This is a genomic window from Algoriphagus locisalis, from assembly GCF_900116615.1.
GTDB lineage: Bacteria > Bacteroidota > Bacteroidia > Cytophagales > Cyclobacteriaceae > Algoriphagus > Algoriphagus locisalis.
Map to the genome: position 1 here is coordinate 1 of NZ_FPBF01000001.1, position 18,048 is coordinate 18,048.

At 42.3% G+C, this 18,048-nt stretch carries 13 protein-coding genes; 7 read left to right on the forward strand and 6 right to left on the reverse strand.

Annotation, left to right across the window (positions count from 1 at the left end):
* A partial coding sequence (locus BM386_RS00005) for an MBG domain-containing protein (protein ID WP_091691027.1) occupies positions 1-2,529 on the forward strand: 2,529 nt, incomplete at its 5' end.
* Positions 2,530-2,657: 128 nt separating this feature from the next.
* The gene (locus tag BM386_RS00010; protein ID WP_091691888.1) at positions 2,658-3,620 is read left to right on the forward strand and encodes a PorP/SprF family type IX secretion system membrane protein; all 963 of its coding nucleotides are present in this window, start codon (positions 2,658-2,660) and stop codon (positions 3,618-3,620) included.
* Between the two features lie 159 nt (positions 3,621-3,779).
* Here BM386_RS00010 and BM386_RS00015 read toward each other — a convergent pair whose 3' ends face one another.
* The 4 genes from BM386_RS00015 to BM386_RS23545 all read right to left on the reverse strand — a co-directional run bounded on the left by BM386_RS00015 (position 3,780) and on the right by BM386_RS23545 (position 9,029).
* Entirely contained in the window at positions 3,780-4,988 is a 1,209-nt protein-coding gene (locus tag BM386_RS00015) for a GAF domain-containing sensor histidine kinase (protein WP_139235802.1), read from the reverse strand.
* A 386-nt stretch (positions 4,989-5,374) separates the two neighbouring features.
* Positions 5,375-5,785 (reverse strand): response regulator, encoded by a 411-nt coding sequence (locus BM386_RS00020; RefSeq protein WP_091691029.1) that lies wholly within the window; start codon positions 5,783-5,785, stop codon positions 5,375-5,377.
* Complete coding sequence (locus tag BM386_RS00025) at positions 5,775-8,324, reverse strand: ligand-binding sensor domain-containing protein (RefSeq protein ID WP_170856993.1); 2,550 nt, start codon at positions 8,322-8,324, stop codon at positions 5,775-5,777. The genes BM386_RS00020 and BM386_RS00025 overlap by 11 nt, the downstream gene beginning before the upstream one ends.
* Positions 8,325-8,879: 555 nt before the next feature.
* The gene (locus BM386_RS23545; RefSeq protein ID WP_170856994.1) at positions 8,880-9,029 is read right to left on the reverse strand and encodes a hypothetical protein; all 150 of its coding nucleotides are present in this window, start codon (positions 9,027-9,029) and stop codon (positions 8,880-8,882) included.
* Between the two features lie 617 nt (positions 9,030-9,646).
* Here BM386_RS23545 and BM386_RS00035 point away from each other — a divergent pair.
* Both BM386_RS00035 and BM386_RS00040 read left to right on the forward strand, forming a co-directional pair.
* Positions 9,647-9,913 (forward strand): Bor family protein, encoded by a 267-nt coding sequence (locus tag BM386_RS00035; RefSeq protein WP_244545414.1) that lies wholly within the window; start codon positions 9,647-9,649, stop codon positions 9,911-9,913.
* A 157-nt stretch (positions 9,914-10,070) separates the two neighbouring features.
* Positions 10,071-10,403, forward strand: a complete 333-nt coding sequence (locus BM386_RS00040; RefSeq protein ID WP_280140995.1) for a 5-carboxymethyl-2-hydroxymuconate Delta-isomerase — start codon at positions 10,071-10,073, stop codon at positions 10,401-10,403.
* Here BM386_RS00040 and BM386_RS00045 read toward each other — a convergent pair.
* Entirely contained in the window at positions 10,396-11,091 is a 696-nt protein-coding gene (locus BM386_RS00045) for a LytR/AlgR family response regulator transcription factor (RefSeq protein ID WP_091691034.1), read from the reverse strand. The two genes, BM386_RS00040 and BM386_RS00045, sit on opposite strands and share 8 nt — an antisense overlap.
* Complete coding sequence (locus tag BM386_RS00050; RefSeq protein WP_091691035.1) at positions 11,082-12,197, reverse strand: sensor histidine kinase; 1,116 nt, start codon at positions 12,195-12,197, stop codon at positions 11,082-11,084. The genes BM386_RS00045 and BM386_RS00050 overlap by 10 nt, the downstream gene beginning before the upstream one ends.
* Positions 12,198-12,397: 200 nt before the next feature.
* Here BM386_RS00050 and BM386_RS00055 point away from each other — a divergent pair, with 200 nt between their 5' ends.
* The 3 genes from BM386_RS00055 (at position 12,398) to BM386_RS00065 (ending at position 18,045) form a co-directional block, all read left to right on the forward strand.
* The gene (locus BM386_RS00055; protein ID WP_091691036.1) at positions 12,398-13,285 is read left to right on the forward strand and encodes an ABC transporter ATP-binding protein; all 888 of its coding nucleotides are present in this window, start codon (positions 12,398-12,400) and stop codon (positions 13,283-13,285) included.
* The gene (locus tag BM386_RS00060; RefSeq protein ID WP_091691037.1) at positions 13,282-16,827 is read left to right on the forward strand and encodes an ABC transporter permease/M1 family aminopeptidase; all 3,546 of its coding nucleotides are present in this window, start codon (positions 13,282-13,284) and stop codon (positions 16,825-16,827) included. Before BM386_RS00055 ends, BM386_RS00060 begins: the two co-directional genes overlap by 4 nt.
* Before the next feature lie 381 nt (positions 16,828-17,208).
* Positions 17,209-18,045, forward strand: a complete 837-nt coding sequence (locus BM386_RS00065) for a maleylpyruvate isomerase N-terminal domain-containing protein (protein ID WP_091691038.1) — start codon at positions 17,209-17,211, stop codon at positions 18,043-18,045.
* The last annotated feature ends 3 nt before the right edge of the window (positions 18,046-18,048 follow it).

Genomic DNA, 18,048 nt, shown 5'->3' on the forward strand with positions numbered 1-18,048 from the left:
AGTGTAAGCTATGCCAATAACTCAAGAACGGATGTGGGTTCTCAGGAAGTGACTGCAACGATCACTGGATCGAACTACACTACGTTGGTATTGACTGCTGATTTGACAATTACCCCATCTACGATATCAGAAATCACTTTCGAAGATGAAAGCTTTGTTTATGACGGCACAGCCAAGTCCCTAGCTATCTCAGGAACACTTCCTGCGGGCACTAGTGTAAGCTATGCTGATAATTCAAGAACGGATGTGGGCACGCAGGAAGTCACTGCTACAGTCAGTGGATCAAACTTCACGACAGTGGAACTGAAAGCTAATCTGACGATCACTCCAGCTACGATCACAGGAGTTACACTCATTGATGGAAGCTTTACTTTCGATGGAACAGCCAAGTCTCTTACCATCACAGGTACACTTCCAACTGGAACGGCAGTAGTTTATAGTAACAATTCCAGAACGGAGGCAGGGACTCAAGAAGTGACAGCTACAATCACTGGATCCAACTACACAGATTTGGTGTTGACAGCTGATCTAGAAGTAACTGATGCTGCCATACCGGGACTTGCCTTTGATAGTGGAACCTTCACTTATGATGGTACAGCCAAGTCGCTGGCAATAAGCGGAACTTTACCGACAGGAACATCAGTAGTCTATACAAACAATGGTAGAACGGATGTGGGCACGCAGGAAGTCACTGCTACTGTCAGTGGATCAAACTTCACGACAGTGGAACTGAAAGCAAATCTGACGATCACTCCAGCTACGATCACAGGAGTTACACTCATTGATGGAAGCTTTACTTTTGATGGAACAGCTAAATCACTTGCGATTTCAGGTACACTTCCAGAAGGGACTGAAGTCGAGTATATCAACAATTCCAGAACGGAGGTAGGTACTCAGGAAGTAACAGCTACAATCACTGGATCTAACTTTACTACGTTGATACTTACAGCTGATCTGGAAGTAACTGATGCTGTCATACCGGGACTTGCCTTTGATAGTGGAACCTTCACTTATGATGGTACAGCCAAGTCGCTGGCAATAAACGGTACTTTACCGGCGGGAACATCAGTAGTCTATACAAACAATGGTAGAACGGATGTGGGCACGCAGGAAGTCACTGCAATAATCAGTGGCGTTAACTTCATTGAGGTTTCCTTAATTGCTGACTTGTCTATCACACCAGCCACCTTATTGGTGATGGCGGATGAAGGTCAAAGCAAGGAGTTCGGAATGGAAGATCCTGACTTGACCTATGAGATTTCAGGTCTTCAGGGTTCTGATACAGAAGCTATACTGGCTGGAACATTGAGTAGAGAATCCGGAGAGGATATAGGATCTTATGCGATTACACTCGGAAGTTTAAGTGCAGGCGCCAATTACACAATTAACTATACCGGAGCTGACTTCCTGATCACTAAGGAGCCGAATGTGGATACAGATGGAGACGGCGTTCCTGATAAGGTGGAAGAGGAGCAGGGTACCGACCCTGATGACCCGATGGATTACCAGGATGAAGACGGAGATGCTGTTCCTGACTATGTAGAGGGTGTCCAAGGAACAGACCCTGTGGATGCCGGAGATTATTTGGATTCCGATGGAGACGATGTGCCGGATTATTTGGAAGAGCAGCAGGGAACAGATCCGAATGAAGAAACAGACTTTGAAGATTCAGATGAAGACGGGATTCCGGATTATGTCAACCAAAGATCAGTTGTTGAATTTATTAGCCAGCTATTGGAAGCCCTTTGGGGCACGGAAGCAGATGAGCTAAAGGTTCCGGAAGAGGTGGTGATGATCACGGCAGGCGGTGAATTTATCAACTTGGCGGTTACCTGGGATCTTGCAGGCTATGTTCCAATGATGTCAGGAACGACCAGCTATAGCGGAATGATAGAACTTCCTGCGGGATTATTCAATCCTGATGGGCTGCAGCCGGTGCTGGAAATCACTGTATTGACTAAGCCTGCGCCTCAGGATGTGACCCTTAGTGCTAATACATTTGTAGGAATCCCGGATCAATTCTTCCAGGAAATTGGAGCCTTTACGGTGATTGATCCTACTGATGATCAGCATACATTTAGCCTACCTGAAGGAGTTCAGGATAATGGATTCTTTGAGGTGTTGGACGGAATTCTCTTCTGGAGCAGTGCAGAGCAGGCAGAAGGCAGGACGGACTTTACCATTATGCTTAGCGTAACGGACAGGGCAGGCAATGTGCTGGAAAAAGAATTCAATATTACCCGCGAACGCACACCTCTGGATCAGTTGGAGGTTCAGAATACTTTCACTCCTAATGCAGATGGGGTAAATGATACTTGGGGTATGCCGGCATTACGATATTATACCGGGGTGAGAATATCGGTTTTTGCTGTAGGAGGTGACAGATTGTTCTACACCGAAGATCCGGATGTGCAATGGGATGGAACTTTCAACGGCAAAGACATGCCTGTGGGAGCTTACCTATATGTGATCGAAGTTGGTGAGTCTGGAGAAATTCAACGGGGAATGCTGAATCTATTGAGACAGTAATTTAGAATTTAGACTCAAGACTCAAGAAATTGGAGCCAAGAATCAAGATAAAAAGAGCAGGAATACAGGAAGCGTCTGAACACTCATTGAAGGCGCTTCCACTTAACCTATTTTTAAAGAAGAATACCATGAAGGAAATACAATACATCGCGGCGGCATTTTTTCTGATGATGCTTGGGCAATCCCAGGTTCATGCCCAATCGAGAAAATTCATCTCAAACTTTGACTTTTTCCAGAGCTATTACAATCCCGCCCTGACCGGATACGAAGGATCTGCGGTCAGGGGCTTCGTCCGAAACCAGTGGTCTGGAGTGGAAGGAGCCCCTAAAACCTATTTCTTCAGCACTGAGCTGGATTTTGGTGAGCTGGCAGGGGAGGAGGATCCGGCTTTGATGGGAAAAAATGCTGTCTCTGTGAATCTGCTGTACGATACCTATGGGGCTTTTCGGGAAACGGAACTCACGCTGGGTTACGCGAGCAGAATCAGGCTGACAGAAAAACACAACCTCAGACTGGGAGCGGGCTTGAACTACCAGAGCATCCGTCTGGATGGAAATGCGCTGACCACGGAAGAACAGAACGATCCCACATTGGGCCAGTACATCGGGCAGTTCTCGAATATGAATGTGGTGGACTTCAACCTGGGAATAGCACTGACCCATGCCAATTACTATTTCTCCTATGGTATCCACCGGGTGAATGGTGGCAAGATCACCTCAGGGGATGAATTCATGGATGCTTATCCTGCAAGCTCCATCTTTCAGGCTGGCTATCGAAGTGCGGTAAGTGAAAATATCGCAGTTATCCTAAACGGGATGTACAGTACGCAGAAGAACCAGGATGATAACATTGAATTTAACATAAAGGCCTTGCTGATGGATAGACTGTGGTTGGGTTTGGGACACCGGATTGATTATGCCACAAACGCCCAGGTAGGGGTTCTGACCAAGCGGCTAAGGATAGGCTACCTGTACGAGTTTCCCAATGCTACCAGCTATAACCTCCCGGGTAACACCCACGAGTTCACAGCGGTGTTCAATATTTTCAGGGATAATGTCAGGACTGAGTCTCAGGAAGTGGTGATGTGGTAGATTTTCATTTGAATAAATGAACGAATGGAAATGCTAAATAGCTAAAAAATACCACACAGTAGGATGCATTAGGAGATACCTAGCAGAGAAATTTGCGGTATGTTGTTAACTATTGGGACTCTTTGGCGGGTACCGATAATGCTTACTTGGCAAAGGGAATTAGGTAAATGGAATACTAATCTTAATGGTTGTTCCTACTCCAAGATCCGAGTCAATATGGAATTCTCCATTCAGTTGATCGATCAATTCCCTCACAAAATTTAGCCCTAAGCCAAACCCGTGTTCACTTCCTGTGCCCAAATTGCTGCTTGATTCTCCTCTGCCGATAGAGGCTATCTGCATGGTATCCATTCCAATGCCCGAGTCTTCAATACTGATACGTAAAAGATTAGCATGTTCTTTTGCCGTAATAGCTAAGTTAACTTTTATTCTACCAAACGCTGGGGTGAATTTGATGGAATTGGAAACTAAATTCCCGAGTATTTGTAGCAGCTTTGTTTTTGGGAATTTTTTCTCAGAATTTAAGTCATTTACCTCAACTTCAAATTCTATTGATTTCGCAAGTGCTGCGGGAGCGTATAATTGATTGACTTTTTCCTTCAAAGTGTATAAGTCAAAAAGCCTTTTATCCTTACTTGTTGAACCATTTTTTATATTCTTGGTCAATATATCAGTGGCAAGTTCAATCATGGTCGAGCTACTATGGTGTATTGCATCAAAGTACTCCAACATTTCTTCAGGTGAATTTTTAAGCCCTTCGGATTTCACTACTTCGGATAGACTAATTATCCCTCCCAATGGCCCCCTAATATCATGCGCCAACTTGGTTTTTTTCCTTTCTACTTGAGTTAATTGCTCTTCTAAATCGGATACATTGAAAAGAAGCAACAGGCGCTCTTCAATTTCTTTAACCACAAGTTTGAGAAGGTTCTTTTTTTCATCTGAAAGTGGTTTGGAAACATTATCCATTACGCATAGGGTACCAAGGGCCACTCTTTTATCGAAATAAAAAGGTATTCCGTAGTAATACTTTAATTCAGGGTTACTGCGGATAAATTGGAGGTTATTAAAATGACTGTGATCAGAAAGATCCAATACTTCAAAATCATATTTTTCTCCTTCTAGTGTGAATTTACAAATAGTATCTTGCCTGGAAGTCTGATGAATATCCATTCCATAGGAAGCCACACTCCATTGCGTATTTTGGTCTATAAAATTCAGCAAAGAAATTCTACAGCCTGAAATCTTAGCGGCAAGTTCTGTGATATTTGAAAACGTCGTCTGTATAGCGGAATAGTCCAAATCCAGTTGGGCTAAAAGATGCATTCGTTCCGAGTCGGTAGAATTAATAGTGTAATTTGGTATCACAAGGTGCTTAATTTGTATTTCGACTTTAAATAAGTGTCGAAAATAGAAAGATAATCTGCTAAATGTCCATTCTAAGAATTAAAAAAAAATTGTATTTATTTAAGGATAAGAGTGGTAGGGTGAATGAGATATGGGGTTCCCCGAATAGTTACAATGTTAAACTTAGTATTAGAGTTTTTGTTGGGATTAGATAGATTTAAATCCAGGTAACTATAGTCCGTGCAGAGAATATTTTTTCTAGAAGCTATACTCATTCAATGCTTTTTCTCCCGCTGTGATGAACAGGGGATTTTTCAAATTGATGATTGGCTGGTGGTTTCTTTCTCTTTTTAAACAAGGTAAGGGGGAAGTATATAGCATTGATCCAAATGAGCTGATTGTAACTATTAACTGCCGAGCAACCAATCCCCCAATTGTTCTCTTAGTTTGATCAATTGATCTGGCACCATTGGTTTTTCCCAGAAATCTATCACCAGGTTAAATTCCGCAGATTTTTCCCTGTCTGACTTGCTTAATGAGGAGGTTACAACAACTACCTTGATGTCTGCGAGAATGTTTTGTTGCTGCAGCATTGTCAAAAATTCCCAACCATTCATTTTGGGCATGTTGATATCCAAAAATATTAGGATTCTTTGCTCTTTGTCATCCAAAGATGTGATGTTCTCCAGCGCTTCTCGTGCATCAAAAAATGCCTGGATATTTTCAAATAACTGTTGTTTTTTGACTTGTATTTTGTGGAGTAGTAGAACTACTTGATCATCGTCGATAATATAGACGATTGGTGGATTACCTTTCATTGTTTTTGATGTTTTCCGACATAGCGTGCGTTTCACGCACTACTTGGTCTAAGAGCTCCAGCGTTTCTAAGAGCTCTTTTTCCAGCTCTTCTTTGCTTAGGCCGATTTCTTGATAAGTTGTATAGTTATTTAATACCTCTGCTATCCCCATTGCTTTCGTCAATGGAGCTCTTACCAAATGGGACTGATTCCAGGTGATGTCCAGGAGGACTTTGTTTTTATTCTCTATTTCAGAAAATGCCTTTTTCAGTTGCCTGTTTGCCTTGCTCAGTTCAGCGGTTCTCAGACTAACCATCCGTTCCAGTTTCCGCTTTAACCGGATATGCGAATAATGCTTCATCACAAAATAGATCAAAATCCCGAAAGCTAACAGCGCTAGAATTTTAAAGGCGATGCTTTCGAACCAAATTGCCTTTACCCGGATAGGCAAGGTGTGAATCTCTTCTAGATTGCCATGGAGATGGATTTTTATTTGCAGGGTATAATCCCCCGGCTTTAAGCCTGTAAAATTAAGGAATCGCTGGTCTTTGATAGGTTGCCATTGCTCCGATTTGCTATTGATGCGGTAAAATAGAGAGTATTGATTTGGGTTTTCAAAGTCAATCAAACTAAAAGATACCTGAAACATCCCTACTCCCTGAGGAATGAGGATTTCGTCTTGAATGTCGATTTTTTGATCACCTATCTGAAGGTTGTCCCAGATAAACAGGAAGTCTTTGGGGAGTTCCTCCTTCGGCAATGGATCCTGTATGATGCCTACACCTTCTACAGTAGGGATCCAGATTCTTCCCATGTTGTCTTTTATGGTAGAGGGGAAGATCAGACCGTTCGCTTCTGAATTGGGCATCCCTTGACTTTCACTGTAAAAGCTAGTGGCAATGTGAAAATCTTCGTCTGTATCTAATTTAAACTTTTCCAGCTCGGAATCAGGGAAGTATTGGATCCCAAAATTATGAGTTACCCAGACACCGACGTTGCCATCGTGTATGATAGAGAATACACTGCGTGACTTTAGTCCGTGGCGCTTTCTCAAAACTTTGAATTCTCCCTGATATAAAAGCACGATGCCTCCGTGGGTAGCAAACCATAGATCTCCGGCAGCGTCTTCATAGAAGCTGTAGATAACGTCTTCTCCGGGGGTTAAAGGTAGTATTTCATTTTCAACCAATTGGTTGTTTTCAAATCGTAAAAACCCATGATTGATAGAGCCGACCAGAACCTGTTTGTTTTTCAGTTCCAGAATGCTGATAAAAATGGTATTTGAATAGTTTTCGGGTAATTCGATCTGGTTGAAGTTCCCCTTTTCATCAAAATAATGAATCCCGCCTTTGCGGGTCAGAATCCAAAGCCAATTTTTTGAATCCCGGAAGATAGCCCCTACATAATTACTAAGCAGGCCGTTCTCCTGGGTAAGGTATCCAGTGACTTTACCACTTTTTTGGTCAATAATTGTTACCCCCGAGGTGCTTCCCACATACACCTTGCCGTTAGCAGATCCAATTGTGTTTACCCTGTTCTGCAATAACCCATCCTGATCCGTCCAAGAGTTTACTACCCCATTTTTTAGTTGGAAAAGTCCGTCAGATTTGGTGCCTATCCAAATACTGCTGTCCCCAGCCTGGTAGATAGGCTTGATGTTTTTTTGTTTCAGCGCCTCTGCAGTGAGTTGCTTGATTTTGGCTGGTCTTACCACCGTCAACCCTTTTCCCACAGTTCCGAGGTACACATTGTCATCTTTCTTGATGATCTTCCGGACGGTGTAAGAATGGAGTTCGGGGAAGATAACCTCATCTACCTTTCCATCTGACATTTTAATGAGTCCATTTTCCAGGGAGCCGGCCCAGATGGTGTTATCTGAATCTACAATGAGGCTGGAAGGATTGACCCCATCCAATTGCTCAAAAGAATACACTTTCTCCAGACGGTAATCCATTTCAATGCGAAAAATCCCTTTTTCCTGCCCATATACATATAGGGAGTTGGCATTGGAGAATATTTTTAAAGCAGAAAAATCCTGCGCTGTAATCAATTTTGATTGGGCTGTTTCAAGATTCAGTTCATAGATCCCCTGGGTAGTTCCCACTAGGATTATTGAGTTTTCGATCGAGTGGAAGCCTAGAATTTCCAGTCGGATACTGGGGTTCCAAAAGGACAGCGGGCTAAAAGTCCCCTGGTCCCAGGAGAAAATTTCTCCTTTTTGGTTGCCGATAAGCAGACCTCCTTTGCCATTTTCTGCTATTCCCCGGATCCAGGTTTTATCTGCTATTTCCGAGCAATCAATTACAGTTTTGATGGTTTTGTCAATCAGAATAATGCTACGGTCCCCGCTTGCCCAAATACCTCCTTTGGTTTTAAAAAAAGTGTAATAAGTCTGCTCAAGCATTTCAGGATAACTGTCCTGGCTGAAAACCTTTAAAGTTTTCCCGTCAAACCTGACCAGTCCTTCTTCGGTTGCAGCCCATAAAAATCCAAAATTGTCTTTTTCCATCGCAAAAATGGTGTTTTGGGGCATGCCTTTCGTATTATCCCAAATTTCCATTACGTAGTTTTGTGCAATTTCGAGGTTATCAGTTGATGCAGGTTGGGATTGTGTGAATGCAGGTTTTACAACCAAGCAATTCATAAAAAAATACATTGTTAAAAGACAGGAATACCAAAGTTTAACCTTCGTCATAAAAAACTTAAATTTTAGAGAATCTGAAAACTGCCCTGTTTAAAGAATCCTTCGCGTGGATGGAAAGAAGGAGGGGAAAACTGTGGATGTCTCATTTTTTAATACTGTAAATCAAATGGGAATATAGGATCATTCTTTCGGGTGAGAGAACCTTTCATAAAAAATTATTAGAAGTTCCGCGTCTTCTGTTTAGACCCTTCATGATATTTATTTCAATACTGTTGAATTGTTTGCTTTTGTCTCTGGGTTTATGCAAAGTGAATTTTCCAGGTGCTGATCCATAATAGATATCTTTTTAAAGCGATAGTCCGATGCGCACTTATTGTTACTTTTCCTTCCGCTCTTTGTCGAAACAGGCTTGGAAATGTTTCCTAACTGATTTTTCCAACTTACGAATAAAGATGAAAGAGATCCAGAAATTTAATTGGTTTGATTATTTTGATCCAGTACTTTTTCAAAATCAAGGATTTGTAGTGATTTGGCATCTATGATATCAGGAGTATTGCTTACTGGCGTGCAAAGGTACCTAAATAAGCCCGGATCATTTGCTTCTTTCCTATTCTGATCCATTTAGTTTTAGATATATTATTCCCTATGATAAAAACCTTAGCTGAGAACTATAGGGGCCTAAGTCTGGTATATCATATGATCATTGGCCTCCGCCTGTGCAGTTGAAACACTAAGGGGGAATTTTGATTTATAAAACATTCTATGTAATCCTTTCACAAGCGTGTTTTTCTGGCAGTTACTGGCTGGCTACTAAAAGGAATTTTTTTTTCCATTCCTTCTTCCGCCAATTTAGCCTGATCCCGTCACACGAGGCAAGAACTTACGGCATAAAGCCAACGCTCTTGCCTCTGCTGGTTCCGTTTCCACTTGCAGGTAGTGCTGTTCTCAGGCTGGTGCAGCTTCGTAAGCATTTGTCTAACCAAAACACAAATGACTTTGAAGACACTTGCAAAATCATCAGCAAAGACATCGGTTAAGAGAAAAAGCCGAAATGGCTTAGCAAGAAACAAGATTGCTTTCGGACACAAATCTTTTTCTAATTGCCAAGGCATCCTTACCGGAAATGACAGAAAATATCCTTGTGCATTTACTTAATAATCAAAGGATTCAGAAAAAACTAATTCAACTAGTTACAATTTAACACAAACAAAGTAAAAAAAATCGTATCAACATTCGCAGTGATTCTTGCCACTACTCTTCTTTTGAGTTCCTGCCAATCCTATACAGTCACAGTAGGACAGGGCTCCCAAACCGGTATTGAATACAAGGAGAAAAACCATTACCTGATCGAGGGATTGGCACCATTGAAAATATCCGATCCAGAAAAAATGGCTCGCGGTGCAAAGGATTATGAAGTCACCACCAAGCATACCTTCGTGGATGGATTGGTCCATGTATTGACTTTCGGGATTTATGCTCCAACTACCACCATTGTGAGAAAGTAAAAGCTCGCAAATTCAAAAAAAGAAAGGGTGTCTGCAGATTACCTGTGGATGCCTTTTAAAAAAAAACAATCTGAAATTATTCAGGTTGCTCCGTCCAATCTATTTTGATTCCGAGCATCTAATAATTCAAATTCAATAGAAATATTCCCACTTTATTATCGACTGTTCAGAAGTGCTTTTAGATAAGCAATCACTGGAAAAGATCATGAAAACTGTTTTTGAAACAGCAAGCTCATCAGGTTTATTTCAGCCGGAAGTTATAAAAGTCAGAATAAGACCCTTTTCCTGTTCATTTGGAACATTTTCACCATCCGAGTTTATTCATGTCTTTCGAAATATCATGGAAGGCCGAACAGCGGATCAGAAAAATACGCTTTCGGAAATTATAGTAGCAGGGCTCAATCAGCTTTTTCCAGAGCTTACCGTTATATCTTTGAATATCAGGGATTTTGAAAACCAAGGGTATTTCAACAAGAACATGCTCAATTAAAAAAACCATGAAGATTTGCCTTATAAGTCTGGCCTATAGGCACCATTTTCCCCGAAATCCTGATTTGGTTCCCTTCCACAAACTCGATTCGATCCCGATTGATCAGGTAGGATTTATGAACTCGAATAAAATTGGGGGAGGGAAGCTTCTCTTCCAAATCTGAAATCTTATCAGGGCAAATCAACATCCCGCCTGTGTGAAAAACCTTGGTATAGTTACCCATAGCTTCCACATAGAGAATATCCTGCAATTCCAACTGGACGTGCTTTTTGTCTGATTTCAGGAAGATTTTGTTTGGAAAATCGACAGTAGAATGCTCATTTGAATTTTCCCGGCTAATTCTCAGTTTATTGATCGCTTTAATAAACCGGTCCAAACCAAAGGGCTTCAATAAATAATCAGTAATATCCAGCTCATAGCCTTCCAGCGCAAACTTCTGATGGGCTGAGGTAACAATTACTTTTGGCGGATCTGAAATAGACTTGAGCATCTCAAACCCGGTCAACTTGGGCATATTGATATCCAAAAAAACCAGGTCAGCTTTTTCTGTTCTAAAAAATTCCAGCGCCTCGAATCCATTGTAAAAATTTCCTCGCTTTTTCAAAAACGAAAAGTTTTCACAATATCCCTCAATCACTCTGTGAGCGATCGGCTCATCATCCAAAATCACATAATTGATCAGCTCCATAGAATCTCCAAAATCAATTGATAAACACCTTTTTCTTGGGTGATTTGCAAGGAATGCATTTCGGGATAGGCCAGTTCCAGCCTTCTTTTTAGGTTTTCCAAGCCTATCCCTACCTTCGTATTTTGCGGACTCACCTCGAAGTTGTTTTCTACTTTTAAATTCAGCTTTTCCTGATCAGAATAAAGCGAAATCCTGACAAATCCCTGCTCGGTCAATTTCTCCACACCATGCTTAAATGCATTTTCGACGGGCACGATAAACAACAGCGGCGAAATCATCCTATCCTCCTTGATCGTTACCTGGAAGTCAATTTCGGGCTGGTGTCGATGTCTTAATTTCTGCAAGGCAAGAAAATTTTCCAAGTAATTCACTTCTTTGCTCAGCAAAACCTCATTTGCATTCCCTTCATAGATCGTATAGCGCATCATATCCGAAAGCTTCAACACCACTTCCGGTGCGTCATCGGATTTTTCCACACAGAGTCCATAGAGATTATTAAGCGTATTGAAAAGAAAGTGCGGATTGATCTGATTTTTCAGCATGGCCAGCTCAGCCCTGTTTTTTTGATTTTCTAAATCCTTGATCCTTTTCCATTGCTCAAATACCCAAAGCATCAGGAAGAACGGAATGGGCAGCAGGAGCATAAAAATCGCCAGTTCATGATACTCCTCAAAGTAGTTTTCGGCCCATCTCAGGAAAAGAAACAAAGCCCAAATCAGACCATAAACTGAAAAAATGATCGTTTGATATTTTTTGAAAAATACAGGAGAGACAAAATGGGCAATTCCCATCCAAAACAAAATCAACAAAAAGATAGAAACAGGATTGTCTGGAATGGCCATCCATTGATCCAGAAGAAGAAGCCCTGTGAGGAAAAGGGACAGGTAAAGAATCCTGAGTAAGCTCTGTTTTCGCAATCGGATTTTTCGGCTGTAATAAAACACCAAACTGCACAGCATCCACCATGATCCGAGTATCAGGATATTCTCCAGATATTCATCAAAATCAATTCTGATAAAACCCATTCTTTGGAGCAAAAAGGTGACAAGCAATGTGACTGCAAATCCCCAACCAAGGGCTTTGAAAAAGGAGGCTTTTGGAAACATGCTTCTAAGATAGCCATGCCATGACTTTTAGGAAATAAAGATGACCAACTGGCCAGTTTTCGTGTCGAACACATGGGATTCGACTTTTCGGGATGATTCCATCGGATTTGTTGGTTCGTCCTCATTTTGCGGGGGTTCGACATGTTAATTAGAGGTGCTCAGGGGAATTCTCAAGCTTCGCAAAGTCAAAACCCCGTGCTATGAATAACTCTCTTGAACTACTCAATCTAAGCAAAACCTATTCAAATGGCGTGAAAGCGCTAGATGACATTTCCATTACCATAGAAAATGGGATGTTTGGCCTCTTGGGGCCCAATGGAGCCGGCAAATCCAGCCTGATGCGAACCATTGCCATGCTCCAGACTGCAGAGTCTGGAACGATCCTCTTCAACGGTTCGGAGGTTCTACAAAAACCTGAGGAAATCCGCTCCGTCTTGGGCTATCTGCCGCAGGAGTTTGGAGTATATCCAGGCCTTTCCGCATGGGAACTGCTTCATCATATTGCGGTCCTAAAAGGAATTTCGGACGGTCGGTCAAGAACTGCCCAAATCAATCAACTGCTGCAGCAAACCAACCTATTTCAGCATCGGAAGAAGGCAGTTTCTTCCTTTTCAGGAGGGATGAAGCAGCGGTTTGGCATTGCTCAGGCCTTGCTCGGAAACCCCAAGCTGATTATTGTAGATGAACCTACTGCCGGATTGGATCCGGAGGAGCGAAACCGCTTTCTCAACCTGCTTTCTGAGATTGGGGAGCATATCATTGTTGTTCTATCTACCCACCTAGTGGACGATGTGCAGGAGCTTTGCACGCAAATGGCCATCCTAAATCAGGGGAAAATTCTAACCAAAGGAAATCCTCAATCGCTTACAAGAAGTCTGGAAGGTAAAATCTGGGCCAAGAAAATCCAAAAAGCGGAGATGTCCCGGTACCAAAAAGATTTTAACCTGATTTCATCCAAGTTGATCGCCGGAAAAACCAAGATTCACATTAGCTCGGAAGTTAATCCGGGAGAAGGCTTTGAACCCATCCAGCCCAGTTTGGAGGATTTTTATTTCAGCATGCTACAAACTCAAAAGTCAAAGTCATGAGACAGTTTTTTCAACTTATCCGATTCGAACTGATCATTCAATCCAAGACATTGACAGTGCCGTTTTTTGCGCTGGCCTACTTTGGCTTTGCCTTCCTTATGGGAAAACAAGGCGCCGTAGCTTCAGATTTGATTTACAATTCAGAATTCCAGCTCTTTTTCAAAATGGGACTCCTGAGCTTGGGAGCAGTGTTTTCCATCATGTTTTTCGTAGTCAAAGCCACTCAACGGGACAGGCAGTCCCAGATGGAAGCGTTGATCTTCGTCACGCCGATCTCCAAAAAACAATTTTTCATCACCCGATTTTTGGGTGCTTGGTTACTTTCCTTGTTGGTCATGTTGCCGGCTATCCTCGGATTTCATTTAGGAATTAGCTTTTCGGATCTGGATCCTATCAGAATCGCCGATTTCCGGCTTTGGACGAGTTTCTCGGTGATCGTCAAACTACTCATTCCCACATGGACTACCTGTACCGCTTTGCTATTTACGGTTGGATTATTGAGTAAGAACCCGCTTGCAACCTATGCAATGGCTGTAGGGATTTATGCGGTTTACTTTATCTGTTCGATCTTTTTGAACTCACCTCTGATCGCCAATTCAGCCCCGATCTCCGCAGAAAATCTCACCTGGGCAGCCCTGGCAGACCCATTTGGACTGTCCGCATTTTTTCACCAAACGAACCTCTGGACCAGTTACGAAAAGAATCAGCTGGGTATTTCCTTTTCCGGTCTTTTTGCTTGGAATAGGCTGATCTGGCTGACATTTTCTACTTTTCTGTTGGCAGCGACTTATCGGATTTTCTCCTTTAGAATGGCTAATGAAAGTCAAAAATCAAAGGAGAAGCAGGACGCGGAAAACTCGGTGGATTTTACTTTCAAAAGGATCTCTCCAAAAACCGGAAATTATCGCGCTGTATTCGGTTCTCAGTTACGAATATCACTGCAGTTCATCCTCAAGAGCATCCCCTTCTGGGCAATTTTGGGAGCATGGGCGATCATTGCCATTTCGGAGATTTACTCCCATCTATTCTCTGGCGGCTCCTATGAAGAAAGCTACCTGCCCGCTTCTCAAATCCTCCTGGATAGGGTGCAGCAACCTTTATTTCTCTTCGGGATACTACTTCAGATTTTCCTGAGCAGCTCCTTGATGTGGCGGGAAAAAGACAATAGGATGCAGGACTTGGTGCATGCGACCCCTTCGCCCAAAGGCTTGGTTTTTCTTGCCAATCTAACTGCTTTGGTGCTGGTAAGTATCATCATGCTGAGCTTGACGGTCCTGATTTGCTTGGGTTTCCAACTCGCAGACACACCTTGGAATCAACATACTTGGGTCATCTTTTCGCTTTACCTCAGTCCGGGCTGGAATCTGCTTTTTTTCAGTGTGCTGTTTCTTCTCATTCAGCACCTTTGCCAACGCAAATACCTGGGAATGGGACTTTCTGCATTGGCCATTGGGGTATTTGCAGGGCCGCTGGGCTCGACAATTGGTCTGACATATCCTTTATTTAGACTCGGAAACACCCCCTTTCTCATCTACAGCGAACTAGCTGGATTTGAGCTTCAATGGAAGTCTTTTCTCAACCTTGGTCTACTTTGGGGAATTCTGGGTTTGGCGATTGTCCTTTGGCTTTATACTTCTTGGGAAAAACCCATTTACCTTCGAAGAAGAAAGCTGCCAAATACTCCTTCCTTCCGTCTTGCCCTATTTTTTTTCGTCCTTTTTCTTGGACTCTGGGTTGGCTTTGACTGGAAAATCAGGCAAGAAGGCAGCTTCATTTCTCCTTCCGAAAAATTAGATCGAAAGGAGCGCTATGAGAAAGCGTTCAAGCACTTTGAAGATTCACCTGTATTGGCTTATGCTGAGCTAAAGATCGATCTGGACATGCAGCCATCCAAAGGAAATTACACCGCTACAGTGGAAGGTAAACTGTTTAACCCTTTCCAAGATCCGATTTCAGAGGTTTTGATTCAGGAAAATGAAAAACTCATTGATTTCCGATTGGAAAAAGTAACAGACTATGGCTATATCGAAGAGTTGGGTCTGTTCCGGATTCAGTTTTCGGAAGCAATCCAACCGGGCGATACTTTGCAATTTTCCTTTGGCCTTGCTCCCGAGAACAACTTGCTAGGACAAAAGAAATCAATCGTAAAAAACGGCTCCTACTTGAATTTAAGGGATTTTGTTCCATTTTTTGGTTATGCTGAATATCAGGAAATTTCCGATTACGCTGAGCGAAAAAAGAGAAACTTACCTCCTAAGCCAAGTAGGCAAGAATTGGGAGAGCATCGGAGCATGATTGAACAAAACCTGTTCAAAGTGAATTTTGAAGCAATCATTCGGACGGAGTCTCCACAGGTGGCCCTTACCTCCGGAGACTTACTTCGTGTGGCACAGGAGGGAAACCAATCCATTTTTCACTACCGATCTCCGAGACCTATTCTTCCGGGAGTGGCTTTCTTTTCAGGAAATTACCATCAAGACAGTGTAGAATCAGGCGCTGTACATCTGGAGGTTTACTCCTCAGAAGCGCATAGCCAGTCCAATGCCAAGACCCTTCAAACCATGAAAGAAACGCTGGACTACCTTGCTATAAATTTTGGAAAATACCCCTTTGACAAATTGAAACTGGTAGAAATCCCGGGGTTTTGGGGCTTTGGAGGCTATGCGCATCCCACGGTGATCAGCATGGTGGAGGACAAGTACTATTTGGTCAGAGATGGAGGAACGCAGTTTGACCTGCAAACCAAGCGGGCAGTCCATGAAGTAGCGCATCAATGGTTTGGGCACCTCTTGGCTCCCAGGAATGTGCCAGGGGCGGGGTTGTTTGTCGAAGGTTTAGCGAAATATGCCGAAGTCTTGCTGCTCGAAAAACTGCTAGGCAAGTCAACAACCTGGTATCTGTGTGATCAGGCAAACAGGACGTATTTTGCAGGGCGGGCCAATGATTCCCAGCCAGAAAATAGCCTTTCCAAACAGGAACGCCAAAGCTATTTGGCCTACGGGAAAAGTCTGGCAGCACTGCTGGCAGCCAGAGATCTGTTGGGAGAAAAGGTTCTCAACGGAATCATCAGAGAGCTATTAGAAATAGCTCAAAGCAACACCATCCCGACAGTAGATGCTCAACTTTTCTTGGACAAAATGATGGAGAAAACTTCACCTGAGGGTCAGGAACTTCTTGCAGACTGGTTTCAGAAAATCATCACATATGACATTCGGATACTAAATACGCAGATTGAAAAAGCGGAGAATGGGCTTACCCAGGTCACGATTGATTATGAAGCAGCTAAAAACGAACGACAGGCTGATGGATCTGAGCAGGCTATTCCTATGGCCGAAGACTTAGAATTAACGGCATTTGCTGTGCATCCCAAAAATCTGAAAAGTGAACAAGAAATACTCTTTTCCCAACCGGTGAGGATTCATTCTGGCAAGGGACAGCTTAAAATCAAGCTGCATCAAGTCCCTGCCTGGATCGCCTTGGATCCTTGGGGAACACGGTCAGACCAAAACCGGGAGGATAATTTTCAGGAGATAATGAACTAGGTTTTTTTATTTGAGACTATTGTTAAAACTTAAAAATCGGTTCTTTTAGAAATAAAAATGGGATTTAAGGAGGAACTCTGGAAGTCATTTGAACATGGGCGTGAACAAATGGCTAGGATAAGGCCAACAAAAATAATCTACTGATTCTTTAGCATAAAGTCATATCCCCATTCATGATAACTTTCAAACCGGAGTCACAGAATTACAAATGTGAACTATTTATGAATGCCTTTGACAAACACCTAATCAAGGATAAAATTAGGGTTAGTTATAAGGGTCAAGAAGAAGTAGATTGATAAATTTGTTTCAAAGCAGGCAACCTGAGTCTTATACTGCAGATTAGTACTAACCTCATGGTTAGTTTGTTAGTTAGTAAGAAAAATGAATAGTCCAGAAAAAATAGATGTAATAGCCTCAATGCCAGAGCTTGACAAGATGCTTTTCAAGTTACTGGAAGGATTGTCCGCTGAGGATTGGGAGCGGCAAACAATAGCTCCAAAATGGAAAGTCAAAGATATCGCCGTCCACTTGCTGGACGGCAACTTGAGGACACTTTCAATGTTGCGGGATAACTATTATGGGGAAAAGGCAAGCACAATAAATTCCTATCAGGATTTAATAGATTTCTTAAATCAGTTAAATGCTGATTGGGTCACTGCAGCCAAAAGGCTTAGTCCAAAAGTTATTATTGATCTATTAAAATTATCAGGAAAAGAATACTGCGATTTCTTAGCCACTTTAAATCCTGACGATAAAGCTGATTTTTCTGTCGCTTGGGCAGGTGAAAATGAATCAAAGAATTGGTTTCATATAGCACGGGAATACACTGAAAAATGGCATCATCAGCAACAAATAAGGCTCGCACTTGGTGAGGAGAAAGTTTTGTTGAAAGAGAAATGGTATTTGCCTTACTTAGACACATCCGTTAGGGCACTTCCACATCATTATAGAAATGTAGAAGGAACAGCTAAAGACCTAGTGAAATTCACTTTTTTTGCAGCGACAGAAAAAAGTTGGTTTTTACGCTATGATAATGGGTGGGAACTATTTACCTCTGTCAATGAAATACCTACGAGTGAAGTTAAAATCAGAAATGAGGATGCTTGGAAAATCTTCACAAAAGGAATGACGAGAGAAGAAGCGATAGCCTCATCGGAAATTATCGGTAATAAAAGACTTGGTGAGAAAATATTCGATATGATTGCCGTGATGGCATAAGAA

What these genes read in the sequence shown, in the direction of transcription:
- BM386_RS00010 (WP_091691888.1), top strand. Translation starts at nt 2,658, where the DNA reads ATGAAGGAAATACAATACATCGCGGCGGCATTTTTTCTGATGATGCTT.
- BM386_RS00020 (WP_091691029.1), bottom strand. Translation starts at nt 5,785, where the DNA reads ATGAAAGGTAATCCACCAATCGTCTATATTATCGACGATGATCAAGTA.
- BM386_RS00025 (WP_170856993.1), bottom strand. Translation starts at nt 8,324, where the DNA reads ATGGAAATTTGGGATAATACGAAAGGCATGCCCCAAAACACCATTTTT.
- BM386_RS23545 (WP_170856994.1), bottom strand. Translation starts at nt 9,029, where the DNA reads ATGGATCAGAATAGGAAAGAAGCAAATGATCCGGGCTTATTTAGGTAC.
- BM386_RS00045 (WP_091691034.1), bottom strand. Translation starts at nt 11,091, where the DNA reads ATGGAGCTGATCAATTATGTGATTTTGGATGATGAGCCGATCGCTCAC.
- BM386_RS00050 (WP_091691035.1), bottom strand. Translation starts at nt 12,197, where the DNA reads ATGTTTCCAAAAGCCTCCTTTTTCAAAGCCCTTGGTTGGGGATTTGCA.
- BM386_RS00055 (WP_091691036.1), top strand. Translation starts at nt 12,398, where the DNA reads ATGAATAACTCTCTTGAACTACTCAATCTAAGCAAAACCTATTCAAAT.
- BM386_RS00060 (WP_091691037.1), top strand. Translation starts at nt 13,282, where the DNA reads ATGAGACAGTTTTTTCAACTTATCCGATTCGAACTGATCATTCAATCC.
- BM386_RS00065 (WP_091691038.1), top strand. Translation starts at nt 17,209, where the DNA reads ATGAATAGTCCAGAAAAAATAGATGTAATAGCCTCAATGCCAGAGCTT.